Raw genomic sequence first — 26,764 nt, 5'->3', positions numbered from 1 at the left:
TTAAATGTCATTCATGTTGCCATATTTGTGCTAATTCATTTAATCCGATTAGCGGTAACGAACTTTCAGGCCATTGACGGACAAGTTGAGCCTGGTGTAGAGACAAGGTATCTAATCCTGGCACGCTTTCTGGTGTTAACCAGTTTGCTATTCGCGCTAATTGGGTTAAGCCAAAACTACTTTCTAGACTAGAACTAATCACGGTCTCTAATCCCAAAGCCTGAGCGTCATGAATAAGTTGCTTACAACGATTTAAGCTACCTAGTAAGGTGGGTTTAACAATGATGGTGCTAACGCCCGGCTGCTTTTTAAGTTGAAAGCCCGGCTCACGCACACTTTCATCCCAAGCAATGGCGATCCCCGTTTGTTGAGCAAAAGCCAACGAGTCAAGCATGGTTTTACAAGGCTCTTCAATAAAATCAATTCTAGCGCGATTAGCAGGTTTAATATACTTGGCAAATGCGGCCGCTTGGGATTGATTCCAACTTCGATTAGCATCCAAGCGTAAACGCAAGCAAGGAACAGCATCAAGTAGTAAATTAACTACCATCCCATCCCGCACTGATTCATAAAACCCAACCTTAACCTTAGCCACTTTTTCACTGTTAGCAGCATTTAATTGTAAAATAAGCTCATCCAGATCACCGGTGCAAAGGGGAGCTTTTGGATAATGGGTGATTTCTGGTAATTCGGCCATTAATTCAGCCTGTGCACAACTAAGTCCAAAAGCCACTGATGGGATATCGCATTCTTCTATTGTTGCCCCCTGACACCAATCACGTAAACGGGTTTGCAGTGCCAATCGAGCCGTTTCTAGTGTTTCAACACTAAACTGCGGTAAAGGTGAAATTTCCCCCCAACCTTGAGAACCATTTTCTTGTAAATGAATAAGAAAGCCATCACGGGTTTTTAATCGTTGCTGCCGTAATATGATCCCCGTTTCCATTGGTAAACTAAATTGATATATTGCCGCCTTACGCATTATGGATTACGCTCAAAGGTTGAAAATTCCGGTTGCCGTTTTTCATTAAAAGCATTTCTGCCTTCCTGACCTTCCTCAGTCATGTAAAACAACATCGTGGCATTACCGGCTAACTCTTGTAAACCTGCCTGGCCGTCGCAATCCGCATTCAGCGCGGCTTTCAAACAGCGTAGTGCCATTGGGCTGTTTTTTAGTATCTCTCTGCACCAACCTACTGTTTCACACTCAAGTTCAGCATAAGGTACAACCTGATTTACCAATCCCATATCCAATGCTGACCGGGCATCATATTGACGACATAAGAACCAAATTTCGCGCGCTTTTTTTTGTCCAACAATACGCGCCATATAAGAAGCGCCCCAACCACCATCAAATGAACCCACCTTAGGCCCAGTTTGCCCAAATATGGCATTGTCAGCAGCAATGGTTAAATCACACATCATATGTAATACATGTCCACCGCCAATCGCATAACCGGCAACCATAGCAACAATCGGCTTTGGACAGGTTCGAATTTGGCGTTGAAAATCTAAAATATTTAAATGATGGACGCCATTATCATCTCGATAGCCACCATAATCACCACGAATTTTTTGATCACCGCCGGCACAAAAGGCTTTTTCTCCCTGGCCGGTTAAAATAATACAACCTATCGCATTATCGTAACGGGCATCAGATAATGCTTGGATCATCTCTTTGACGGTTTGCGGCCGAAATGCATTACGCACATGGGGACGATTGATAGTAATTTTAGCAATCCCATCTTTAGTTTTATGATAAAGAATATCTTCAACTTGGGCCGAATGATCATGCCATTGTGCAGCAGCATAAGGTTGTTCTTTATTCAGACACTGCATATTCAATTCCTTCCGTCAGAAAATTTAAAAAACGCTCCACTGCTTTAGCATAAGCAATAGGATTACTACGATGGGCATTATGCCCAGCCTCAGGTATCCGAATAAGTGGTAACGAGAATTGTTGTGAGATAGCGCAAAACTTTTCGTCATACTCACCGCAGAGGTAGCTGAAAGGGTAGTTTCGCTGTAATAATTTATTGACTAAAAAAGGTTGTTTACCTAATGAAGTCGTTTCCAATAAATGGGCAACATATTCGCCGCAATTATTCCTGCGCTCAGCTATTAATTGTTGTCGTTGCTCGACAGATAAGTCATGAAAGACGGCTTGCTGATACCAATCGGATAAGACATTATCCATAGGCTCACATCGAAAGCGTTTTGCCCAAGACTGATCATGCTTTAAACGTAGCAGGCGCTCAGTGGGCTGTTTTAAACCAACATTGGCCCCCTCAACAATTAATGCTTTCAATTTAGTAGGTTGAGACTGACAAGCGTAATACATAGCAATCCTACCACCCAACGAATAGCCAATTAGATAATAACTGTCAATTTGATTAGCTTGAATTGCCTGTTCAATTAACCGACTTAAGTGAGAAAAATCTGTCAGTTGAATATATGGTGAACGCCCGTGGCCCGGTAAATCAATTGTCAGTGATGGATGATTGTTGCATTGTTCAATAATAGGTAGCCATTCGCCGCCTTCGCCAAGTAAACCATGTAACCAAACTAACCATGTTCCAGCACATTTTTCATGGTATCGTCGAGTATATAACATCATAATTGCATCATCTGATTAACAAGTTGATTGAGTGTTTTTGCCCCTTCATCACCTGCTACTAACAATTCAATCATCAACGCCTTACCACCGTGCTGCCAATAATCATTGATGGTATCTTTCAACTCATGCCAATTTGACGGGGCCGCGTAAGATAGACCAAACATGGCAGCCGCATGCTTAAATTGCAACTGATGAGGCATGCAATAAAAACGTTCTCTTTCCGCTTCAGGGGTAGGTAGCATAGAGAAGATTTGGCCACCATTATTATTCACTACAATCAACACCGTGGGTGCCAAGCAAGCACGTAATAAATTCAGACTATTTAAGTCATAAAGCGCCGAAATATCGCCGATGATGCCTAGCGTAGGCTTCGCATTGGCCGCGTGCACACCGGCTAGGGTAGCAATCAAACCATCAATGCCACTAGCTCCACGATTGCTATAGATTGGATAATTTGCCGGTAATTGGCAGAGAGCATCAATCAATCTGACAATCAAGCTATTACCAACAAAAAGTTGCCCGTTTATCGGTAACAATTGTGCCAGTTGATGCGCAATGGCGGCTTCTGAAAATTGTTGATCCAATTGTTTCCTGACGCCGCTATAAACGCTATTAACAATAGCAATCAATTCGTTCGCCCAAGGTAAACAAGTTATTGCCGGATGGCCAATTAACCAGTTAGACACTGAACTAACCAATCGCTTACCACGATGATTAGCCGGATCTAACCGACCAGGAATAGGATCAATAATCCAATATTCTTCAGGTTGACATTGTGCTTGCCATTCTAATAAACGTTTACTGGTTAAACTTGAGCCAAATTGGACGACTAATTGGGCATTTTGCAAAATGTTTTTCACTGCTGTTATGGATAACCAAAGATCGGCGCAGGGTAAGGGTTGTCCCGTTTGTGATAAAACATCACTAATTATTGACCAACCTAACATTTCTGCCCATTGTGCAACTTGCGCTCCCTCATCAGGTCGCATTCTGCCCGCGATCACTAGACCTTTTTTCTGTCGCCAAACATGCCAATTTGTTACCAATGCTAACGAGTGACAGCCACCACCGCTCAACCAGGGTGTAGAAGATTGCCACCAACTAGCCAATGAATTTTGCCAGTCAATTTGTGCTGAAGCTTGACCATATAAAGGTTCAGCAAATGGGCAATTGATATGCACAGCGCCATGGGAAAGATTATTCATTGCATTGTCAATGGTACTAATCAACCATTGCGCACTGATATCTTGGGTGGGACTGGGTAATGTTAATGTTTGTGCTGGATGATCAGCAAAAATAGCAGTTTGCCGAATCGCTTGATTAGCACCACAATCAATTAATTCTGCTGGCCGATCGGCAGTTAAAAAAATGATATTTTCACCCGTTAAGCCGGCTTCAATTAAAGCGGGATATAAGTTAGCCACTGCGGTACCAGAAGTGACAATAACAGCCACCGGTTTGCTAACCACTTTTGCCAAGCCCAGAGCAAAATAGCCTAATCCACGTTCATCATAGTGAGTATGACAAATTAACTTACTATTTGCCGCGGCGGCTAATGTCAATGGTGTCGAGCGAGAACCTGGCGCAATGCAAACATGGCTTAATCCATGTCGTGTTAATGCTTCCAGAATGACTTGCGCCCATTGACGGTTAAAAACACTATGCGACATACTTTACTCAAAGCAGAAATAAGAAATAAAATAATAGCAATTTTAAGTGAAATTACGTTATTTTCCTTATTCCAGTTCAATAAAATGACGCTAAAAAATTATTTTTGTTGTAAAAATCAACTTTCACAACAAAATGTTTCCGTATTTAGTAATGTTTGTAAACCTGCAACCTTATTTTCCACTTCAAGCCATTCTTGCCATGGATCTGAATCGTTAACGATACCGGCACCGGCATAAAGTCGAAGACGAGTGTCATTTATATGTGCACAACGTAACGCTACAACAAATTCACTTTGATTTAGTGATAGATAGCCGGCACTACCTGCATACCAACCACGGCAAATAGGCTCATTTTGCTGTAGAAAATGCTTCGCTATTTTTCTTGGCACACCCGCAACCGCCGCTGTCGGCTGTAAAAGGTATAAACAGTCACTATCACTAGCATCACGTAGCGTGACATGAATAAGACGACGCAAATGCTGAATTTTACGTAACAAAATAATATCAGGTGAGGAAATACTAATCCTTTCACAATTATTTTGTAATCTTTGACAAATATCCTCTACGACCAGTCGATTTTCATGCTGATTTTTATCATCATTCATTAACCAATCCGAATGGGCTTGCCTGACTGACTGATCTGATGAATTGACTACCGTTCCAGCTAATGCTTCAGTATAAAGTTGTTGAAATTCACGATAATAAAGACGCTCTGGCGTTGATGATAAAAAGGTATGTTGAGGGTTAAACGACAGCATAAAATGGTAACATTGACGGTTAACCGCTTTACTTGCCAACATCAGACTGGCCGCATTTAATGGTTTTGTTAATTAAATATCCGTTTGGCGGGCAATCACCACTTTATCCATAACCCCACTATTAATCAGTTGTATTGCCTGAGTGGTTAAATCTCGCCACTGTGGGTATTCAGGCAGATGTTGAACTCGCTTAATACTGCTATTAAGTGGAGAAATGGGTTTAACTGATTGCAATCCAGATAAAAATTGCAGGGCGTGCGGCAGATCTTGTTGATCAATAATATTGATAGCTAATATCCACTTTCCCTGACCATAACGAAACTCGAGCCGCGGTATGAATAAATAGCTCTCAACACCAACAAAACCAGCATAATATTCATTATTAGGCAGTGGCTGCCAAGCATTCAATCCCCAGATACGCATGGTTGTGGTAGCGGGTTGTTGCTGTAAAAATTGTTCAGCATCGACAATATTAGTAAAATGTTTTACCTCACCGAGTAAAGCCACTTCTTCGTGACCATCGCGATGATGCCAATAAAATTGAGGATAAAATTGCTGACTGGCTAGCCAGTCTAAAGCAGGAAATTTAATATCAGCGGGTAAAGGAAATTGATATTGTTGCCCACTTGTCCCATCGATTTGTCGTTCAGATAAAAATTGATAAACACTTGCCATGAACTCGCTAATATTAACCACTATTACTATCCTCTTGACTCCAATAAATCATTTTATTAAACCAATTGGCTAATCATGTATTTATTCTGCTATTTGTTGCTTTAGCAAACTATTATTAAATTTTTGCTATTAACAATCTCAATCATAAAAAACCCAGCGATATTAACGCTGGGCTATTAACGCATACTGATAATTATGCCGCCAAAGCAGCAAGTGCAATCTCAAACAAAGGTTATGGCCATATTCCCAATAAAATTGTAATAACAGCACACAATAACGCAAATAAAGTGGCTAAATTAACATTTAATTGTTTGTGCGGTTGGCCATTAGTTAGCGGCTCACGGCTATATAAAATAGCCATAAAACGTAAATAATAGTATAACCCCATCGCACTACCGATAATCACGACTGCCGTTAACCACCATAATTCGGCATTAATAGCAGTAATGATGAGATAAAATTTACCAATAAAACCTAGGGTAATTGGTATGCCCGCTAACGACAGCATCATAATGGTCAAAATAATCGCCAACACCGGTTGGCGCCAATATAATCCCCGATAAGCATTAATATCGTCTTTATCATCACCACAGTAGGGGCTTGAGAGAATGCTGACAACACCAAAAGCACCTAAACTGGCCAATAAATACCCCATAAAATAAATTGCGACGGTAATTTGTGCGGCAACACTATCAGTCTGTAACGCAATTAACGGCAATAGCAAATATCCCATATGGGCAATAGATGAGTAACCTAACAGCCGCTTAATACTCTGTTGCGAGATGGCCATTAAATTACCAAACAGAATAGAAGCCATGGCAATAATGCTAAGTACTAACAATAATGCCTGACTTTCTGCTATCGCTGATGTCATTAGTAAACGCATTAAAACTGCGAAAATGGCGATCTTGCTAGCTGTTGCTAAAAATGTTGCCACCGGTGCAGGCGCACCTTGATAAACATCCGGTGTCCACAATTGAAAAGGTACAAAAGAGAGTTTAAAACCAATGCCGACCAACATCATGCCAACACCAACCATAATGACTGGATAGTGAATAATATGCTCATTTAGGCTTAAACCTAATTTGGCAAATAGCAAACTGCCGGATTCAGCATAAAGTAATGCCATACCGAACAATAAAAATGCAGAGGCGGCGGCGGATAGCAACATATATTTAATGCTAGCTTCTAATGAACGCTTCTGGGTAAAGGCATAGCCGACCAAGCCAAATAATGGCAATGAAATTAATTCAATACCAATGAATAAGGTTGCTAAATGGTTGGCCATTGCTAACAAGATCCCACCAGCTACCGCAATACTTAATAATAAATAAAACTCTTCTTTGTTATCCGGGTATCTTGTAAGCCATCCATAGGCATAAATTGCTGTGCCAATACCAGCAAGCAAAATCAGTGCGCTATAAAAGAGTGAATATTTATCTACATAGATTAATGGGGTGACTTCAAGCGGTAATTTATCGCCAATTAAGCAGCAGGCCAAAAGAGCAATAATAAAACCGGCTATTGTTAATATGGCATTGAGTAAATGATGACGCCGCCAGGCAATGGATAACATCACAATCACCACTAATAGCCCAACGATCAAAAGTGGAGACAATGCGATCAATTGTTCAAAAGTTATGGTCATGACGAATTATGGCCTTAAGGTTGAAAACGAAATAGAATACAAACTGTGCAGCGATTCCATCACATTTTTTGAAGTATCTAATACGGGTTGCGGATAAAAACCTAATACCACTAATAACAATGCTAATGTCACTAAAACCAACATCTCGCGACCATTTAAAGCGGGTAGTACTTTTTCTGATTTTGTGGTGCCATAATAGACCTGTTGCATCATCCAAAGTGCATAGATCGACGCAAATACCACACCGAATACCATAATTGTTGTCACCAATTTAAATTGCCCAAAAGTACCAAATAGGATCATAAATTCACCAACAAAATTTCCGGTACCCGGCATGCCCAACGTTGCCACGGCAAAAAACAGTGATAGTGCAGGTAGCCACATGATCCGTTTCCATAATCCTCCCATCATGCGCATATCACGGGTTCCAGTACGTTCATAAAGTTGACCACTAATAATTATTAAAGCCGCACCTGATAAGCCATTAGCAATCATTTGTAACACTGCTCCTTGGTAAGCCAGGATAGAACCGGCATAAATAGCGACGGTAACAAAGCCCATATGCGACAAACTGCTATAAGCCACCAGGCGTTTGATATCTGTCTGTTTGAATGCTAACCATGCACCATAAAATATGCTGATCACGCCAAGTGTCATCGCGATAGGGGTAAATTGAATCGATGCGGTCGGAAAGAGCGGTAATGTGAAACGCAATAAACCATAAGCTGCCGTTTTAAGCATGATACCAGATATATCAACGGAGCCAGCTGTTGGCGATTGTTCTTGTGTGTCTGCCATCCAGCCATGAAAAGGTACCAAAGGCATCTTCACCGCAAATGCAATAAAAAAACTCAGCATTAATAAATACTGCGTCAGCGCTGACATTTTGGTATTTAACAGATCGTGATAGGCAAATGACCAATTACCCGTTGATTGATAATGAATTAATGCTAATGCAACAATTGCCACCAACATAATCAGACCGCTTGCTTGGGTATAAATAAAAAACTTACTAGCTGCATTGACATGTGCACGTTCTTCCGAGCCTTTATGCCCCCAATTAGCAATCAGAAAATACATTGGGATCAGCATCATTTCCCAGAAGAAAAAAAACAAAAACAGATCCACCGCCAGGAAAATTCCCATCACGCCAGCTAGAATCCACATTAAATGAAAGTGATAAGCACCTTGGTTTGGTTGATTTTCACTCCACGAACTCAATACCGAAAAAATTCCCATGATAGCCGTTAGCACTATCATTAGTAATGATAAACCATCAATGGCCAAGGCAATATTAATACCTAATGGCGTGATCCATGGCATAAAAAAGATCGCCTGCCATTGGGGTAATGCCAAAGTGTTAGTCAACGAATAATTTCCCTGTAACCAAAGTAGTACAGAGAGGAGTAGTGTTAACCCCATCACAAGCAGTGCCAAATAGCGTGGCGCCCGTTGATTAAATCGTTCGGACTGCCAGCATAGCACACCACCGATGAAGGGAAGAAGTATTAGCCAAGGTAATAGCATGGCGCAATGTGTCCCTTAATTAAACCAGAAGTAACAGTGCTAACATCAACACTGCCCCTAACCCCATAGAAGCCAAATACCAACGGATCTGCCCATTCTGGCTAAAAGTTAAGCCTCTATTGCCCCAACGTGACATCACAGCTGGAATATTCATTAATGAATTGACAGGATCATTTGCCAATAATTGAGCAATTACTTTAAAGGGTTTTATAAAAATAAGGTTATAAAGTTGGTCAAACCCCCATGCCTGATACCACCAAGCAGTAAAAAAACGTCCTGCCGCACTTTTGGCAATGAATTTAACAACCTTACGTTTACCTAGATAGAGAAATATCGCTAGTGCCAGTCCGAGTAATGCAACAATCGCTGAAACTATTTCTAGCCTAACTTTACCTGACTCATTGATTGTTTCACTGATAGGGAATATACCGGCTAAAGGTTGCACAATCAATGCACCAACCACCGTGGATAATACGGCTAATACCGCTAACGGCAGGGTATGACTAATCCCCCCAACAGCTTGAGCTTTAGCCTGTTTTTTGCCATGAAAGACAATAAAAATCATACGGAAGGTATAGAAAGCGGTCATAAATGCACCAATTATGCCAGCCCACAATAAAACAGTTTCGCCTTGCCGAGCAGCTCCCCATAAGATATCGTCTTTACTATAAAAACCTGCAGTGACTAGTGGTATTGCCGCTAACGCCCCGCCACCGATTAAAAAGCAAGCATAAACAAAGGGTAGCGTTTTACGTAAGCCACCCATTTTAAATATATTTTGTTCATGGTGACAGGCAACAATTACTGAACCAGCGGATAAAAAGAGTAAAGCTTTAAAAAACGCGTGGGTCATCAAATGAAAAATAGCCGCATCCCAAGCCTGAACACCTAAAGCTAAAAACATATAACCTATTTGACTCATTGTCGAATAAGCTAATACACGTTTGATATCGGTTTGTACTAAGGCCGCAAATCCAGCCAATATTAGGGTAACCGCACCAATAATAGCGACTAAGTGCAATATTTCCGGCGCCATCAAGAACAAAATATGCGTGCGGGCAATTAAATAAACCCCTGCAGTGACCATGGTTGCTGCATGAATAAGTGCCGATACTGGGGTTGGACCGGCCATTGCATCGGCTAACCAAGTCTGCAAAGGTAATTGAGCAGATTTACCAACAGCACCGCCAAGGATCATTAAGGTTGCCCAATTGATAAGGGGCGAACCAGCGCTAATTTGCTGTGGTACTAATATGCTTAATTGCTGGAAATTCAGTGTGCCAAATTGGTTATAGAGAATAAACATGCCAATGGCTAAAAATACATCACCAATACGTGTGACAAAAAAAGCCTTCATAGCTGCTTTGCCATTTTCTGGATTGGTATAATAAAAACCAATTAGCAAATAACTGCATAAACCGACGCCTTCCCAACCAAGATACATTAGCATCATGTTGTCAGCCAACACGAGAACAACCATACTTGCAATAAACAAATTGGTATAAGCAAAAAAGCGTGAATAACCTTCTTCACCACGCATATACCAAGAGGCGTATAGATGAATTAAAAAGCCGACGCCGGTCACAACCGCTAACATGGTTAATGATAAACCATCAAGCACCAGTGTAATAGGAATGTTGAAGTTACCTACTGCTATCCAATTCCACAACGTCTGACGATAAACATAGCCACCATCAGCATTATTAGCATAAAAATCAATCGCTAGCCAAAATGTTATCAATGCTGCCAAACCTATCGAACCAACCCCGATGGTAGCGGACAAATTTTCTGACCAACGTCCGCGAGAAAATGCGAGCAGTAGAAATCCCAATAGTGGCAGCAAAATGGTTAAATAGAGTAAATTCATCCGCGCATCTCACTGACTTCATCAATATTAAGGTTCTGGCGATGACGATGAAGTTGCAATAACAACGCCAATCCTATACTTGCTTCTGCGGCAGCCAAACTAATTGTTAGAATATACATCACTTGGCCATCAGCTTGTCCCCAATAACTACCAGCCACCACAAAAGCCAATGCAGCTGAATTAATCATTATTTCTAATCCAATTAACATAAAGAGAAGATTGCGCCGGATCAGCAAACAAGTTAAACCTAAAACAAATAAAATCGCCGCTAAAATTAAACCATGTTGCAGAAGGATCATACTTGTTCCTCCACCTCAGAATGACTATCAACAGCATGAAGCCGCTTTTCACGCCCGATATGAAATGCCACGACAAGACCCGCCATTAACAATAAAGAAACCAGTTCAACAGCTAACACATAAGGACCAAATAAACTTATGCCAACCGCCATAGCGCTGATCATCTCGCCTTTGATCTGGCTATGTTTTATGGCCACGATGGCATAAACAATAACGCCAAGTAAAATGGCTGAAAGAATAGCTGGGCCAAGCCATGCTTTGGGTTGTAGCCAGGCACGCTCCTGCTCAACGACTGATTTACCTAAATTGAGCATCATGACAACAAACACAAACAGCACCATGATCGCACCGGCATAAACGATAATCTCTAAGGCACCAGCAAAATAGGATCCAACCGAGAAGAAAACAATTGATAAAGCTAACAGGGAAACGATCAGATACAACAGCGCATGAACTGGATTGGTATGTGTTATTACCCTTAGCGTCGCCAAAATAGCAACCAATCCGGCGACATAAAATGTAAACTCCATAAACATCGCTCCTTAAGGCAACAAATCTTTGACATTAATTGGCTTAACTTCATTATCTGCTTCACCTTTATCTTTACCATTAATCGCCATACCCGTTTTGTGATAAAAATTATAATCTGGATATTTACCTGGCCCTGAAATCAACAAATCCTGTTTTTCATAAACCAAATCTTGGCGTTTATATTCGCCCATTTCAAAATCCGGCGTTAGCTGGATAGCAGTAGTCGGACAAGCCTCTTCACATAAACCGCAAAAAATACAACGGGAAAAATTAATCTGGAAAAATTCTGGATACCAACGGCCATCTGGCTGTTCCGCTTTTTGTAGTGAAATGCAACCTACTGGACAAACTACCGCACATAAATTGCAAGCCACACAACGCTCTTTACCATCAGGATCACGGGTTAATACAATTCGCCCACGATAGCGGGGAGGTAAATAAACCGGTTCTTCCGGATACATTTTGGTTTCACGTTTATGAAAAGCATGTAGGCCAATCATACAAATACTACGTATCTGGGTGGCTAAACCAACCACTAACTCTTTTAATGTCATGGCTCAATCCTCCCTTATTAAGCGTTGCATAGAATAACCGCTGCGGTTACTAACAGATTGATCAACGTCAATGGCAAACACACTTTCCAACCAAAAGCCATCACTTGATCATAACGCGGACGTGGTAACGAGGCGCGAACCAGAATAAACATCACCATGAAGAAGGCGGTTTTTAAGGCTAACCAAATAAAACCAGGTAAAAATGGGCCAAGCCAGCCGCCAAAAAATAAGGTCACAATTAATGCGGAAACCGTGACAATACTGATATATTCACCGACGAAAAATAGACCAAATTTCATACCAGAATATTCAATATGATAGCCATCAGCCAGTTCTTGCTCTGATTCAGGTTGATCAAATGGATGACGGTGACAAACTGCAACGCCAGCAATGACAAAGGTTAAAAAGCCGAAAAATTGTGGAATAATATTCCATAGTCCTACTTGTGAATTGACAATATCCATTAAGTTAAAGGAGCCGGCGCGAGCGACGACTCCCATTAATGAAAGTCCCAAAAAGACTTCATAACTTAAGGTCTGAGCAGAAGCGCGCATCGCGCCTAATAAAGAGTATTTATTATTACTTGCCCAACCCGCAAATAGTACTGAATAAACCGCTAATCCAGCCATCATGAAAAAAAACAGCAGACCGATGTTAAGATCGGCAACATACCAAGTTGCGCTAACTGGAATAATAGCAAACACCAATAACATGGAGCAAAAAGCAATTACCGGTGCCAACATGAAAATGCGCTTATCTGAAAATTGTGGGATCCAATCTTCTTTAAATAGCATTTTTATCATATCAGCCACAATCTGTAATGAACCACCCCACCCTACCCGATTAGGTCCATATCGATTCTGGAACAGTGCCAATAAGCGACGTTCGCCAAAACTCATTAAAGCGCCACAGATAACCACTACCAGCAAAATAACTATTGCTTGTATAACAGCAATAATCGCAGCAGTGATTTCGGCAGAAAACAGCGTCATTATGTTGCCCTCCGTAAATTTTTCACAGCAACACCTGCCATCGTTGGCGCAATGCCGGGCATACCAAGCGGTAAGCCAATCTGCCCTGGAGCCAAATGATAGCTGAGACGAACTGGCAATCGATAAACTTGCTCACCATAACTGAATTCAAGCATGGCACCAACTTTCACCGCTAGATTTTCAGCATCTTGAATATTGAGCATAATATAAGCCTCTAGCATACGTTGTTGTATTGCCTCCGCGCGCTGTGAGGTTTCATCACTACCAAATAAATGATAGTAAGGGGCAACCGTCCATTGGTTATCTTGCCGCTGCCACGCCAGCGGAATAGCAGTAAAATAATCTAGGCGGCTATCGGTCGAATTAAATAATCGGATACCCGGATCACCAAAACGTAATGGCCCGCCGACTTCAGCTTGAAACTTATTCCATGCTTGAGGTGAATTCCAGCCTGGCGACCAAGCAAATGGAATTTGTTGGCGTTTAGCCATGGGGCTGTTATTACCTTCCATCGAAAAAGCAAATGGCGTATCAATATCACGTGGCTGACCAGGTTCACTAACTGAAATATCAGCCAATATTGCGGTACGGCCACTATAACGTTGAGGAGAGCGCGCTAGTTTTTGCCCCCGAATACGAAATGTCGCATTAGGTGCCGCATCAACAATCGCAGTAAACTGAGGCATAGCTGTTACACAGGCTTTGATCACGTGATCTAATTGTGACCAGTCTATCTGACGTGTTTCAAACTCTGCCTGCAATGAATGGAACCAACGCCAACTTTCATTGATGGCAATATTAGGTTGATAATAAGTCGGATCAAACACCTGAAAATAACGTTGTGCACGGCCTTCATTATTAATTAACGTTCCAGAGCTTTCAGCAAAACTGGCGGCGGGTAAAATAAGATCGGCATGATCCATAATAGCGGTACGCTGATGATCTGCGACAATCAATTTATTAAGCTTACCCAAAGCATTATTAACGCTGTCAACATCACTATGGCGATAAAGATCATTTTCCATAACAACGGCGGTATCAACCTCACCGGATGCAATACGCTCGATTGCCATATCTAACGGCTTAGCATTCATCAAAGCCAAGCCAAAACTATTCGCTTCAGCGGCAATATAGGTAATTCCTGCTGCCACATTATTCATTGTTAATGCAAAGGCAATATTAGCCGCGGCCTGAATAAGTGCATCACAACCGGCATTGCTGCCACTAATAATAAGCGGCTTTTTGGCCTGCAATAAAGCTGCAGCAACTAATTTTGCTTTCGTTTTGAGATCCGCCGGCAAATCACTGACGGCTGGCGCTTTACTGTCCAAAGCGTGAGCAATAGCAAAACCAAAGCGAGCTTGGTCATCAACCGGTGCCCGATAACTAAATGCCGCAACATCATCTAACCGGCTATCATCTATACTGGTGATAAATAGGGGATATTTAGCATGTTGGCCTATATTTAACACGGCGGCGATTTGCCAATCTGCCACTTTTTGTGCTGCAGCCATTGCTTTGGCTTTACCTTTCACCGCCTGACGAACCGCTAATGCAATACGCGCCCCAGTTTGAGTTAAATCTTCTCCCAAAACCAGCACCGCATCGTAATTTTCAATTTCGCGCAATGTCGGCGTATAGACGCCACCCTTTTGCAAAATGTTGACCATTAATTCGAGACGACGCTGCTGTGCTGTGGAAATACCGGAATAAAAGTTTTCTTCGCCAACCAGTGCTCGCAATGCATAATTGCTCTCGATACTGGCTCGTGGCGACCCAATACCAATAGTCTTTTTTGCTTGGCGTAAAATTTTCGCCCCCGTTTGCATCGCCTCTACTGCCGAAATAGTGTGTCGTTTTCCTTTTTTAGCTAATTGAGGCTGGCGGGGACGATCTTTACGATTAACATAACCATAACCAAAACGGCCACGATCACATAAAAAATAGTGATTGATCATACCGTTGTAACGGTTTTCAATCCGACGTAATTCACCATAACGTTCACCAGGGCTAGTGTTACAACCGATACTACACTGTTGACATATTCCTGGTGCAAATTGCATATCCCACTTGCGATTGTAACGTTCAGAATGGGTTTTATCAGTAAAAACACCCGTAGGACAGATCTCAACTAAATTACCCGCAAATTCACTCTCTAACGTACCGTCTTCTACGCGGCCGAAATAGACATGATTATGTGCGCTATAAACACCTAGATCCGTGCCATCAGCATAATCTTTGTAATAACGGACACAGCGATAGCAAGCAATACAGCGATTCATTTCGTGACCAATAAATGGGCCTAGATCCTGATTATGATGGGTTCGTTTGGTAAAACGATATTTACGCATGGTATGACCAGTCATCACTGTCATATCTTGTAAATGACAATTGCCGCCTTCCTCACAAACCGGGCAATCATGTGGATGGTTTGTCATCAACCACTCAACAACACTTGCACGAAACTGCTTGGCTTCATCATCGTCAATGGAAATATAGGTTCCATCAGAAGCCGGTGTCATACAGGACATTACTAGACGACCAGGGGTGTCGTCTGCATTTTGATATTGCTTAACTGCACATTGACGGCAAGCACCAACACTGCCTAACGCTGGATGCCAGCAAAAGTAAGGGATATCCAGCCCCAGAGAGAGACAGGCCTGTAATAGATTTTCAGCCCCATTAACATCATATCGTTTGCCGTCTACATATATTGTAGCCATAGTCAGCATGCTTCCTAATGGCCTGCTTGTTAGCAGGCGTTAATCAAAAATTCAGTCGACTTAAATACTTTTTTATTTAGCTTAGCGTAGGTTATCACCAACGCTGCTTTAACAAATTTGGCTGAATACCTGCAATTGGACTCAAGTTGGCCAAATTTTGTTGGCTGATGCCAGCTTCAAATTCAGCACGAAAATATTTGATAGCACTCTGCAAAGGTTCAACCGCACCGGGGGCATGGGCACAAAAAGTTTTACCTGGCCCAAGAAAACGACAAAGTTGCTCTAATGTTTCAATATCACCTGGTTGCCCCTCACCACGCTCTAACGCCTGTAAAATTTTTACACTCCAAGGTAGGCCATCACGACACGGTGTACACCAACCACACGATTCGCGGGCAAAAAATTGCTCTAGATTGCGGGTTAAAGCAACCATATTAATTTCATGATCAACCGCCATGGCCAGTGCGGTACCTAAACGGCTGCCAGCTTTAGCAATAGTGTCGAAATCCATGGCTAAATCAAGATGCGCTTCCGTTAGAAAATCGGTACCTGCTCCGCCTGGTTGCCAGGCTTTAAGCGTTAAACCTGCACGCATGCCACCTGCATAATCTTCTAGGATTTCACGTGCAGTGATACCAAAAGGTAATTCCCACAAGCCGGGATTATTGACCCGGCCAGAAAATCCCATCAGCTTCGTTCCAGCATCTTTGCTTTTACCTTCGCTAAGGCCCAGATACCACTCTTTACCATGTGTAATAATCGCCGGCACATTACAGAGCGTTTCCACATTATTGACGCAAGTTGGTTTACCCCAAACACCGGATGTTGCCGGAAAAGGCGGTTTTGAACGCGGATTTGCTCGGCGTCCTTCAAGGGAATTAATTAGCGCTGTTTCTTCACCACAAATATAACGCCCAGCACCGGTATGCACAAAAAGCTCAAAATCAAAACCGCTAGCCAGAATATTTTTACCTAATAAACCCGCTGCTTTCGCCTCCTCAATCGCTTTACGTAAATGTTTGGCTGCCTCAATATACTCACCACGTAAAAAAATATAACCACGATATGCTTTCAATGCATAAGCGCCAATTAGCATTCCCTCGATCAACAAATGCGGTAGCTGTTCCATTAAAAGACGATCTTTATAAGTTCCTGGCTCCATTTCATCAGCATTGCAAAGTAGATAACGGATATTCATGCTGTCATCTTTCGGCATTAAACTCCATTTAAGACCGGTAGAAAAGCCAGCACCACCACGACCTTTAAGACCAGCATCTTTAACCAAGCTAACCACCTGATCTGGCGACATGCTTGACAGGGCGTTTTTAGCGCCTTGGTAACCATTTTTACTTAAGTATTCCTCTAACCAGACGGGCTGCTGATCTTCACGTAAACGCCAAGTTAATGGATGGGTCTGCTTATTACGGGTAATTTGTCGCTGGGTTGTCATGGATACTGCTCCAATAACCGTTGAATATCAGATGGCTTGACATGACTATGCGTATCCTCATCAATCATCATAGTAGGACCTTTGTCACAGTTACCCAGACAACAAGTTGGTAATAAGGTAAAACGGCCATCGGCGGTTGTTTGTCCGGGCGCAATCTGTAATAACTTGATAATTTCACTCTCAATACCTTGATAACCGGTAATATGACAAACCACGCTGTCACAATAACGGATAATATGGCGACCAACAGGTTGACGATAAATTTGACTGTAGAAGGTCGCTACGCCTTCTACATCACTAGCAGGAATACCTAACAGATTGGCAATTGCATAAATAGCACCATCTTCCACCCAACCGCGCTTATTTTGCACAATTTTCAATGCTTCAATTGAAGCGGCTCTGGGATCTTCATAGTGATGTTTTTCTTGCTCAATCGCTTCTTGCTCTTCTTCGGTCAAAGCAAAATCATATTTGGTGTGAGACTCTATCCTATTAGCGACATCGAGCCGCTTCTGCTGTTGATTTGGATTAAATTCATCTTGCATTATTAACGATCCACATCTGACATGACAAAATCAATACTACCAAGGTAGACAATAAGATCAGACACCAGGCTGCCTCTGATCACCGCAGGAATTTGCTGTAAATGAGCAAAACTTGGTGTGCGAACGCGTGTGCGATAGCTCATCGTATTACCATCACTGGTAAGATAGTAACTATTGATCCCTTTTGTTGCTTCAATCATCTGAAAAGCCTCATTTGCAGGCATAACTGGCCCCCATGAAACTTGTAGAAAATGGTTAATCATGGTTTCAATATGTTGTAATGTGCGCTCTTTCGGTGGCGGAGTCGTGAGTGGATGATCGGCTTTAAATGGTCCGGTCGGCATATTATTTAAGCATTGCTTAAGAATATGCAGGCTTTGCCGTAGCTCTTCTACTTTTAACATCACACGATCATAACAATCGCCGTTGTTGCCGATTGGAACCTCAAATTCAAAGTTTTCATAACCTGAATAGGGTCGCCATTTACGGATGTCGAAATTAAGGCCCGTCGCCCTTAATCCAGCGCCTGTAACCCCCCAATCTAATGCTTCTTTAGTTGTATAAGCGGCTACACCCACTGAACGCCCTTTAAGAATACTATTTTGCAATGCAGCCTTTACATAAGAATCGAGACGCTTTGGCATCCAATCAAGAAATTCCTGCAACAGTTTCTGCCAACCTTGTGGTAAATCATGGGCAACACCTCCGATTCGAAACCAAGCTGGATGCATACGGAAACCGGTGATCGCTTCAATAATGTCATATATTTTTTGCCGATCAGTAAAAGCAAAGAAAACCGGTGTCATTGCACCGACATCCTGAATAAAAGTACTGATATAGAGTAAATGGCTGTTAATACGAAATAACTCTGACAACATGACACGGATAGTCTTAACGCGATCAGGTACATCAATACCTGCCAGCTTTTCTACCGCTAAGACATAAGGCATTTCATTAACACAACCACCTAAATACTCAATGCGGTCAGTGTAAGGAATATAACTGTGCCAGGATTGGCGCTCGCCCATTTTCTCTGCACCCCGATGGTGGTAACCAATATCCGGTACACAGTCGATAATCTCTTCACCATCTAGTTGCAGTACAATCCGAAAAGCGCCATGAGATGAAGGATGATTAGGACCCAGATTCAAGAACATAAAATCCTCATGTTCATTGCCTCTCGTCATCCCCCATTCTTCTGGTTTAAAGGTCAGTGACTCCATCTCTAAATCAAGTTTTTGTTTGGTTAAAACAAAAGGATCAAATTCAGTGGCTCTGGCCGGATAATCTTTACATAACGGGTGTCCTTGCCAGGTCATTGGCATTAATAACCGGCGCAAATTTGGATGGCCATTGAATGTTATGCCAAACATATCCCATACTTCACGTTCATACCAATTAGCATTGGGAAATAAAGACACTAGAGATGGAATATTAAGATCTTTCTCACTAAGCGCCACTTTCAACATAATATCGCGGTTACGCTCAATGGAAATGAGATGGTAAAAAACGGAAAAATCAGCTTCAGGTAAACCTTGCCGATATACTCTTTGCCGCTCATCAACCCCATGTAAGTCAAACAGCATCACATAAGGTTTAGGCTGCTTTTTCAAAAACTCAACTACGGCAAGAAGTTGTTCACGTTTGATCCAGATGACCAACATTCCCGTACGAGTTGATTGAATGGTGAAAGCATCAGGACTAAATTGGTTACGCAGTGCCAAAATTATGGGATCATCGCAATGATCATAAGTTTGCCATACTGGCCTGACACTCTCTTGCGTTATCTGATCTGTTATCATTCTGCACCACAACGCTTGATCAGGTTTATTACGACCGCAACACATTGCTTCTGTTACGCTGAATAGCTTATTTTAAAGCCTTATATTTCATCGGGTGTTCGTAGCGTTTTGACCGCTATCCTTTCACCACGTTTACTCTCTTTTTCAGATTGCATATTCGCGCGATAAACACCCTGGTCACCGACTACCCATGATAATGGGCGACGTTCTTTACCAATAGATTCTTGTAATAATAATAAAGCTTGCATATAAGCTTCCGGGCGTGGTGGACAACCAGGTATATAGACGTCAACAGGAAGAAATTTATCAACGCCCTGAACAACAGAATAAATATCGTACATACCCCCCGAGTTAGCACAAGCTCCCATCGAAATCACCCATTTAGGCGCTAACATTTGATCATAAAGTCGTTGAATAACAGGTGCCATCTTAGTAAAACAGGTTCCGGCAACAACCATAAAATCAGCTTGTCGCGGTGATGCCCGTAGTACCTCAGCACCAAACCGAGCAACATCATGCACAGCCGTGAAAGAGGTCACCATTTCAACATAACAACAGGAAAGGCCAAAATTGTACGGCCAGAGAGAATTTTTTCTGCCCCAATTTACCATATTATGTAAAGCATGCTCTAATTTACCCATATAAACACTACGATGAACATGCTGCTCTAATGGATCCCCGACAACTTGTTGTGTTTGCAAGGGATAACGGTCATTCTCACCATTTAAGTCAATGCGAGTGAGCGTATAATCCATCTTTAAATGCCTCAATTTTACTAGGGGTGACGATTGTTGGTTTTAATTACTTCCCTCGGTTTTGTAACATGGCGACGTGAACGCACTGGCGTCCAATTAAGTGCCCCAATACGAACCAAGTAGAATAAGCCCACCAATAACACCAAAATAAAAATACTTGCCTCAATAAAGCCTAACCAACCATTTTCTTTAATTGAGACTGCCCACGCATAAAGGAATAACGCTTCAACATCGAAAATAACAAAAAACATTGCAACCAAGTAAAATTTGGCTGATATACGCAAACGGGCACTACCAACAGAATTAATACCCGATTCATAAGGGATATGCTTTGCTCTGGCTTGGGATCTACCACCAAGGTAATAGGCACCAAGTAACATTAAGGAACACAGACCAAGAGCACCGATAAGATAGATTGCAAAAGCCCAATGATGAGCAAATACTTCAATAGATGTAGACATACTCGCTGCTTACTCATTATAAATAAAAACGGTGTCATTGCTTTGCTCTTGAATTAGCGCAATATTACACCACACTAACCATAATTAGATGAGAAGAAAAAATCAAAATAGACAGACAAACATCCATTTTCTTCAACTTTGCCCCTCTCATCACTATTTTGTTTATATAATAATGCTCTGTTTGTACCTTTTACCGTAAACTATAAATTAAAAACATCGCTAGCTAAAACGGGACAGCTCATTCAACTAATACTCACAGCTAGTAACTAGTGTAACTGATATTTCGTTTTTTCTACACCATTATCTCAGGAAAAACCTGTTTTAAAACAGCATCACTTCCGCTATTTTTTGATCATGCGCACAATTCTGTTGAAAAAATACAGTTGTTCAAAAAACAATCAACTTTATATGATTATATTAACGACTATCATTTTTCACAAATCAATAAATAAGCCTAATTTTTAGATAAAATCAAAACTCTTTAAGGCAGAATAAATTTTTGCCAAAATAAAATTTAGTACTATTGATAAGAATATTTAAATAATTTTTGTTAATCAATGCCTTCCTTATTGCAATAATAAAGAATATTTTATGTACTAATATTTTGGGCTATTGTCAGCGAAATAAAATAAGCTTTTTTATGGGAAATAAAAAATGCACTGTTATAACTATTTAAAAATAGAGAAACAGTGCTGGAATAATAGAATCGCTCGCGATATTTAACTTAAATAACAACCTAGACTAAAGCGTAATTTTCTAACCTTCAGATTTATAATATTTCTTTATTAATTATCTCGCTAACCGGCTGTACTATATAAGGTGTTTTCTTATTTTTAATTGCACCAAATACAGTTAAAATAGCCTCATTTTGTTCATCAATATTACGGTAAAACCAATAACGAATTTCAGGTAAACGAGGTAAACCATCACTTTCACTTAGAATTTTTAGATCGCCATTTTGCATTTCCAACGGACGCGCAGTGATACCGACTTCAGCATTAACTGCTGCAAGCACTGCTGATAACGAAGCGGCTTCATAAGCAATACGCCATTTGATACCCGCAGCATTTAAGGTACTTATTGCTATTTCACGAAAAGGATTGGTTTCATCCATTACAACCAACGGAATTGGCTCATTCAATTGATGCTGAAAATCAGGTGCACAATGCCAAAGAATTGGCGCAGAACGTAAAAGAGTACTTGGATATTGACTCAATTCTGTCGGTAGGAGTGCTAAATCAATTTCACCATTATCCAACATATTTTTAATCAGATGAGCGCGTTTTATATAAATATCGACAGCCATACGTGGATATACTGATGCAATACGATTAAGCAGAAATGGCAATAGAGTATTGGTAGTGTCATCAGAAACACCTACTCGCAACTCGCCTTTTGCATCATTATACGTTAGTGAAGCTGAAGCATCATCATTAGCACGTAATATTTGCCGCGCATAACCTAATAACTGCAAACCATGATCCGTTAATAATTTATTACGGCCATGGCGCTCAAAGAGCTCACGGCCAACTAACTGCTCTAAACGCTGCATTTGTTGGCTAACAGCTGATTGAGTACGACAAACAGCCGCAGCGGCTGCAGCAAATGTATTAAGATCGGCAACTGCAACAAAAGTTCTAAGTAAATCAAGATCGAGATTCATAATTGGGCGATTTGAATTTATCATTTTGTTCTCTTATATCATTCCTGGTGTTTTTACGAATTCAATAGATATTAAAATCATTGATAGTTAAAGAAATAAAAGATAAAACCTTACAAATTAAAATTTATTTCTATTAATGCAGTATTTATTACTGTGTATGCACTTTTATTAACTTAAATTGTTTAATAATAAGCATGTTTTACATATTGATAAACAAAATGCCAATGAGAATGTTCCTCTTCTCGTTTTTATTAGAATAATTTTTAATTCCAAATCTATGCCAAAATAACGATTTTCCAAACAGGGAAAAAATACGTTATTGTCAACAAAATAACCGTCAAAGATAATGCAGCTTGGAAAAATATAAATTGATAATCAGCAGCAAAACTTTATTTGCTCAGATACGGCGATAACATATTAACTTTAATTATATGTTATAAAAACAATATTTCTATCATGAAACCACCAATGGTTTGTAACAAAAAATGCATTACCAAACCATTAACACTAATTGATTTATTTTTTGTTTACTAAAAATCAGCGCATGTTTAAAATATAAGACTAACCTATATAATATTTTTGAATTTATTTATCTAACTAAGTTAGATGAAAAGTTTTTTTGACCTTGTTTAATTATTCAAGTCAATCTTTTCTACCAAAGATAAAGCGGTATCTTCAAAAATTTTCCAACTAAGAGTAGAGTGTGAACATAAATATGCAGAAAAATTTCCTCATATACTATTAACATTGAGGTTTAAACCGAGTAAATGAATACAATCACTAAATCCAATAAATTGGATAACGTATGTTACGACATAAGAGGGCCAGTTCTTAAAGAAGCCAAGCGTCTTGAAGAAGAAGGCCATAAAGTTCTTAAACTTCATATCGGGAATCCTGCACCTTTTGGTTTCGAAGCGCCAGATGAAATTTTATTTGATGTTCTACGCAACCTTACTCACTCACAAGGTTACAGTGATTCAAAAGGAATTTACTCCGCTCGTAAAGCAATCATGCAACACTATCAAGCAAGAGGAATGCTTGACATTAATATTGAAGATATCTTTATTGGTAATGGTGTTTCTGAACTTATCGTGCAATCAATGCAAGCCTTATTGAATAATAACGATGAAATGTTAGTTCCTGCCCCTGACTATCCGTTATGGACTGCTGCGGTATCGCTTTCCGGCGGCAAAGCGGTGCACTATAGATGTGATGAAGAACAAAACTGGTTTCCCGATCTAAATGATATTCGCAAAAAAATTACGCCGCGCACACGGGGCATTGTCATCATTAACCCTAATAATCCTACTGGTTCTGTTTACAGCAAAGCATTATTGATGGAGATTGTCGAAATCGCCCGTCAGCATCAACTGATTATTTTTGCCGATGAGATCTACGATAAAATACTTTACGATGATGCACAGCACCATTCAATTGCCGCACTAGCACCGGATCTATTAACTATCACTTTCAATGGTTTATCAAAAACTTATCGGGTTGCTGGTTTTCGTCAGGGATGGATGGTGCTAAGTGGCCCGAAAGATAATGCCAAAAGTTATATAGAAGGCTTAGAAATATTAGCTTCCATGCGGCTTTGTGCTAACGTTCCTATGCAACATGCGATCCAAACTGCGTTTGGCGGTTATCAAAGTATTAACGAATTTATCTGTCCCGGTGGACGATTATATGAACAACGTAATCGGGCCTGGGAACTAATTAATGAAATTCCTGGGGTATCATGTGTTAAACCGCAAGGTGCTTTATATATGTTTCCCAAAATTAATATTAAAAAGTTCAATATCTCAAACGACCAAAAAATGGTACTTGATTTACTATTACAGGAAAAAGTTTTATTAGTGCAGGGAACTGCTTTTAATTGGCCTGAGCCTGATCACGTCAGAATTGTTACCCTACCTTATGTTGGCCAGCTTGAAGCTGCAATTAATAAATTTAGCCAATTCCTGCTAAACTATCGCCAATAGTTGCCCAACCATAGAACATCCTTAATTTACTTAAGGATGTTCTATTTTGTTATTTAATTATTTACTTATTTATCTAATAAATTCACAATGCTTAGCACTATAACAATCGCATGAGGAAAGTTTATGAGTTATTTTTTTGCCCATCTTTCTCGTATGAAATTAATTAATCGTTGGCCATTGATGCGCAATGTACGTTCAGAAAATATTTCAGAGCATAGTTTACAAGTTGCCTTTGTCGCTCATGCACTGGCTTGCATTAAAAATCGGAAATTTAATGGTCAAATTAATCCTGAACGTATCGCATTACTTGCCATGTATCATGACGCCAGTGAAGTGATCACTGGTGATTTGCCAACACCGATAAAATATCATAACCCGCAAATTGCGAACGAATATAAAAAAATTGAAAAATTCGCCCAACAAAAACTTATCGCTATGCTACCAAAAGAATTACAACAAGATTTTCAGCCGATTTTGGATGATCAATACCATACTGAGGAAGAACGGGCTATCGTTAAACAAGCTGATGCACTTTGTGCCTATTTAAAATGCTTAGAAGAGCTATCTGCGGGTAACACCGAATTTAATTTAGCTAAAACGCGACTGGAAAAAACGCTTTCTGAACGTTATAGCGAAGAAATGCAATACTTTATTGAAGTTTTTGTTCCTGGATTTAGTCTATCTTTAGATGAAATTAGTAGTTAACAGAACATACAAAATATGAACAGTATCATTATCTTACCATTTGTTACATATTATAGGTGATAATGTCAAAATGGAAACAATACAGGAACAATAACAATAGTGATAGCCATAACTAAAAAAGTAAAAGGGACACCAAATTTAACAAAATCGCTAAATTTATAGCCACCAGGCGCCAAAATTAAGGTATTAACCGGTGAAGAAACTGGGGTCATAAACGCGGCAGAAGCAGCAACACTGACCACCATAGCAAAAGGTATCGGCGAAACATTCATATGATTAGCGACAGCAATAGCAATCGGTGCCATTAATATTGCTGTTGCGGTATTAGAAATAAATAATCCAGTCACTGCACAAACAATAAATAAGCAAAGCAGCATTATCCTTGGTCCCATGCTACCAGCAATATCCATGAGTAAATTAACAATCAAATCGATCCCACCGGTTTTTTGTAATGCTAATGCAAAGGGCATCATACCTACAATCAACATAATAGTGGGTTTAAAAATAAATAATAACTAAAAATCAGTTACTTATAAATATATAGCTCACTTAATATACGCATTTACACGTAAAAACAAGCGATTTCACTCACTATAAATCAATTAGTTACCGCTCATAGTGAGTTCCAATTTTACCTAATTTTGACTGAAATCTCAGTTTAAATTCACCCTCTTTTTTAATTCCCAAATAACCTTGATCATTCGTTTAACTACGAATATGAAATACCCATTGACGAAAGAACAAATCATGCGCTATAGTTCTTACAAGGTACTCAACATACCATCTAAGAGCGGATACCGCACCCGATAGCCATGCGGCTTTTTTATGTCCTAGATTTATGATCGGGTGGCGTGTAGAACATACAATACCTTACGGAAAAACTACGGGCCGTCTCTTAGCGGTGTTGAAGCACCCGATCACCCATACTTAATGGGTTCAACAATCTAAGAGGACAAAAAATGAACAACCAACTTTCTTTATTCCATCCAGAAGTAGTAATCCATAACGGTAAGGTTGTAACAACGTCTGTTGCTATAGCTAATTACTTTCAAAAAACACATGACAACGTACTCAAAAAAATACGGTCAGTTATTACTGACTGCGATAAAAATTACCACCTCGTTAATTTTAACGAGGTGGTCAGGGACGTTATTGGTGGTGATGGAGCGGTACGTAAAATGCCAATGTTTGAACTTACACGTGATGGTTTTGTATTACTAGCAATGGGTTTTACGGGAAAGAAAGCATTACAATGGAAAGTCAATTACATAAATGCATTCAACCGCATGGAAGCAGAGCTACATTCTGCACCAAAATACCAACCCGAAGCTCACGAAAAGTTCAGCAGCAAAGATACCCAAAATCTCGCCCGTATCATTGCACTGATGACGCAAAACTTTCGTTTCAGGGACGCATGGAATAATGCTATCTGGTATGCATTGAGAGAAGTTACCGGCATTCCTTCACCCTATCCAATGGAAGTACTACTAGTCCCTTCTATCGCTACAGAGTGTGAGCGTATCTGGCACGTAACGGAAGA

Annotated in this window: 22 protein-coding genes and 2 pseudogenes; 3 read left to right on the top strand and 21 right to left on the bottom strand. The window is 40.5% G+C overall.

Annotated features, from left to right (window positions below; translation table 11 throughout):
* Positions 1-7: 7 nt before the first annotated feature.
* The 20 genes and pseudogenes from menC to H1X92_RS08780 form a co-directional block, all read right to left on the bottom strand.
* Positions 8-982 carry an o-succinylbenzoate synthase gene (menC, locus tag H1X92_RS08870; RefSeq protein WP_180559801.1) on the bottom strand — a complete coding sequence of 325 codons (975 nt, stop codon included), beginning with the start codon at positions 980-982 and terminating at the stop codon, positions 8-10.
* Positions 982-1,839 (bottom strand): 1,4-dihydroxy-2-naphthoyl-CoA synthase, encoded by an 858-nt coding sequence (menB, locus tag H1X92_RS08865; RefSeq protein ID WP_180559800.1) that lies wholly within the window; start codon positions 1,837-1,839, stop codon positions 982-984. The genes menC and menB overlap by 1 nt, the downstream gene beginning before the upstream one ends.
* The gene (menH, locus tag H1X92_RS08860) at positions 1,823-2,617 is read right to left on the bottom strand and encodes a 2-succinyl-6-hydroxy-2,4-cyclohexadiene-1-carboxylate synthase (RefSeq protein WP_180559799.1); all 795 of its coding nucleotides are present in this window, start codon (positions 2,615-2,617) and stop codon (positions 1,823-1,825) included. The genes menB and menH overlap by 17 nt, the downstream gene beginning before the upstream one ends.
* Complete coding sequence (gene menD / locus H1X92_RS08855) at positions 2,614-4,287, bottom strand: 2-succinyl-5-enolpyruvyl-6-hydroxy-3-cyclohexene-1-carboxylic-acid synthase (protein WP_180559798.1); 1,674 nt, start codon at positions 4,285-4,287, stop codon at positions 2,614-2,616. Before menD ends, menH begins: the two co-directional genes overlap by 4 nt.
* A gap of 116 nt (positions 4,288-4,403) precedes the next feature.
* A pseudogene (locus tag H1X92_RS16325) lies at positions 4,404-5,099 on the bottom strand (isochorismate synthase); the annotation flags it as partial.
* A gap of 18 nt (positions 5,100-5,117) precedes the next feature.
* Positions 5,118-5,720, bottom strand: a complete 603-nt coding sequence (locus H1X92_RS16320) for a hypothetical protein (protein ID WP_233458148.1) — start codon at positions 5,718-5,720, stop codon at positions 5,118-5,120.
* Between the two features lie 232 nt (positions 5,721-5,952).
* A complete protein-coding gene (gene nuoN / locus H1X92_RS08845; protein WP_180559797.1) occupies positions 5,953-7,368 on the bottom strand; it encodes an NADH-quinone oxidoreductase subunit NuoN in 1,416 nt (471 codons plus the stop codon).
* A gap of 6 nt (positions 7,369-7,374) precedes the next feature.
* Complete coding sequence (gene nuoM, locus H1X92_RS08840) at positions 7,375-8,895, bottom strand: NADH-quinone oxidoreductase subunit M (protein WP_180559796.1); 1,521 nt, start codon at positions 8,893-8,895, stop codon at positions 7,375-7,377.
* 19 nt (positions 8,896-8,914) lie between these two features.
* A complete protein-coding gene (gene nuoL / locus H1X92_RS08835) occupies positions 8,915-10,762 on the bottom strand; it encodes an NADH-quinone oxidoreductase subunit L (protein WP_180559795.1) in 1,848 nt (615 codons plus the stop codon).
* Complete coding sequence (gene nuoK / locus H1X92_RS08830) at positions 10,759-11,061, bottom strand: NADH-quinone oxidoreductase subunit NuoK (protein ID WP_180559794.1); 303 nt, start codon at positions 11,059-11,061, stop codon at positions 10,759-10,761. Before nuoK ends, nuoL begins: the two co-directional genes overlap by 4 nt.
* Complete coding sequence (nuoJ, locus tag H1X92_RS08825; RefSeq protein ID WP_180559793.1) at positions 11,058-11,591, bottom strand: NADH-quinone oxidoreductase subunit J; 534 nt, start codon at positions 11,589-11,591, stop codon at positions 11,058-11,060. The genes nuoK and nuoJ overlap by 4 nt, the downstream gene beginning before the upstream one ends.
* 12 nt (positions 11,592-11,603) lie before the next feature.
* Positions 11,604-12,146, bottom strand: a complete 543-nt coding sequence (gene nuoI / locus H1X92_RS08820) for an NADH-quinone oxidoreductase subunit NuoI (RefSeq protein WP_180559792.1) — start codon at positions 12,144-12,146, stop codon at positions 11,604-11,606.
* A 17-nt stretch (positions 12,147-12,163) separates the two neighbouring features.
* Entirely contained in the window at positions 12,164-13,138 is a 975-nt protein-coding gene (gene nuoH / locus H1X92_RS08815) for an NADH-quinone oxidoreductase subunit NuoH (RefSeq protein ID WP_180559791.1), read from the bottom strand.
* On the bottom strand, positions 13,138-15,870 hold the full coding sequence (nuoG, locus tag H1X92_RS08810; RefSeq protein WP_180559790.1) for an NADH-quinone oxidoreductase subunit NuoG: 2,733 nt from the start codon (positions 15,868-15,870) through the stop codon (positions 13,138-13,140). Before nuoG ends, nuoH begins: the two co-directional genes overlap by 1 nt.
* Positions 15,871-15,955: 85 nt before the next feature.
* Complete coding sequence (gene nuoF / locus H1X92_RS08805) at positions 15,956-17,311, bottom strand: NADH-quinone oxidoreductase subunit NuoF (RefSeq protein WP_180559789.1); 1,356 nt, start codon at positions 17,309-17,311, stop codon at positions 15,956-15,958.
* Positions 17,308-17,856, bottom strand: coding sequence for an NADH-quinone oxidoreductase subunit NuoE (gene nuoE, locus H1X92_RS08800; protein ID WP_180559788.1), 549 nt, complete (start codon positions 17,854-17,856; stop codon positions 17,308-17,310). Before nuoE ends, nuoF begins: the two co-directional genes overlap by 4 nt.
* A 2-nt stretch (positions 17,857-17,858) precedes the next feature.
* The gene (nuoC, locus tag H1X92_RS08795) at positions 17,859-19,658 is read right to left on the bottom strand and encodes an NADH-quinone oxidoreductase subunit C/D (protein WP_370520682.1); all 1,800 of its coding nucleotides are present in this window, start codon (positions 19,656-19,658) and stop codon (positions 17,859-17,861) included.
* An 80-nt stretch (positions 19,659-19,738) separates the two neighbouring features.
* Positions 19,739-20,413, bottom strand: a complete 675-nt coding sequence (locus H1X92_RS08790; protein ID WP_180559787.1) for a NuoB/complex I 20 kDa subunit family protein — start codon at positions 20,411-20,413, stop codon at positions 19,739-19,741.
* A gap of 20 nt (positions 20,414-20,433) precedes the next feature.
* Positions 20,434-20,874, bottom strand: coding sequence for an NADH-quinone oxidoreductase subunit A (locus H1X92_RS08785; RefSeq protein ID WP_180559786.1), 441 nt, complete (start codon positions 20,872-20,874; stop codon positions 20,434-20,436).
* 769 nt (positions 20,875-21,643) lie between these two features.
* Complete coding sequence (locus H1X92_RS08780; RefSeq protein WP_180559785.1) at positions 21,644-22,561, bottom strand: LysR substrate-binding domain-containing protein; 918 nt, start codon at positions 22,559-22,561, stop codon at positions 21,644-21,646.
* A gap of 743 nt (positions 22,562-23,304) precedes the next feature.
* Here H1X92_RS08780 and H1X92_RS08775 point away from each other — a divergent pair.
* The gene (locus H1X92_RS08775; protein WP_180559784.1) at positions 23,305-24,519 is read left to right on the top strand and encodes a pyridoxal phosphate-dependent aminotransferase; all 1,215 of its coding nucleotides are present in this window, start codon (positions 23,305-23,307) and stop codon (positions 24,517-24,519) included.
* Between the two features lie 123 nt (positions 24,520-24,642).
* Entirely contained in the window at positions 24,643-25,224 is a 582-nt protein-coding gene (gene yfbR / locus H1X92_RS08770; RefSeq protein WP_180559783.1) for a 5'-deoxynucleotidase, read from the top strand.
* 65 nt (positions 25,225-25,289) lie between these two features.
* Here the strand turns inward: yfbR and H1X92_RS08765 are convergent.
* Positions 25,290-25,721, bottom strand: a pseudogene (locus H1X92_RS08765) (SLC13 family permease); the annotation flags it as partial.
* A 462-nt stretch (positions 25,722-26,183) separates the two neighbouring features.
* Between H1X92_RS08765 and H1X92_RS08760 the strand changes: the two are divergent.
* The coding region (locus H1X92_RS08760) for a Rha family transcriptional regulator (protein ID WP_180559781.1) at positions 26,184-26,764 on the top strand (581 nt) is incomplete at its 3' end.

This window comes from Arsenophonus endosymbiont of Apis mellifera, from assembly GCF_903968575.1.
GTDB classification, from domain to species: Bacteria; Pseudomonadota; Gammaproteobacteria; order Enterobacterales; family Enterobacteriaceae; genus Arsenophonus; species Arsenophonus apicola.
Note: the sequence above shows the minus strand (reverse complement) of the source record. Positions and strands in the feature narration are given on the sequence as shown.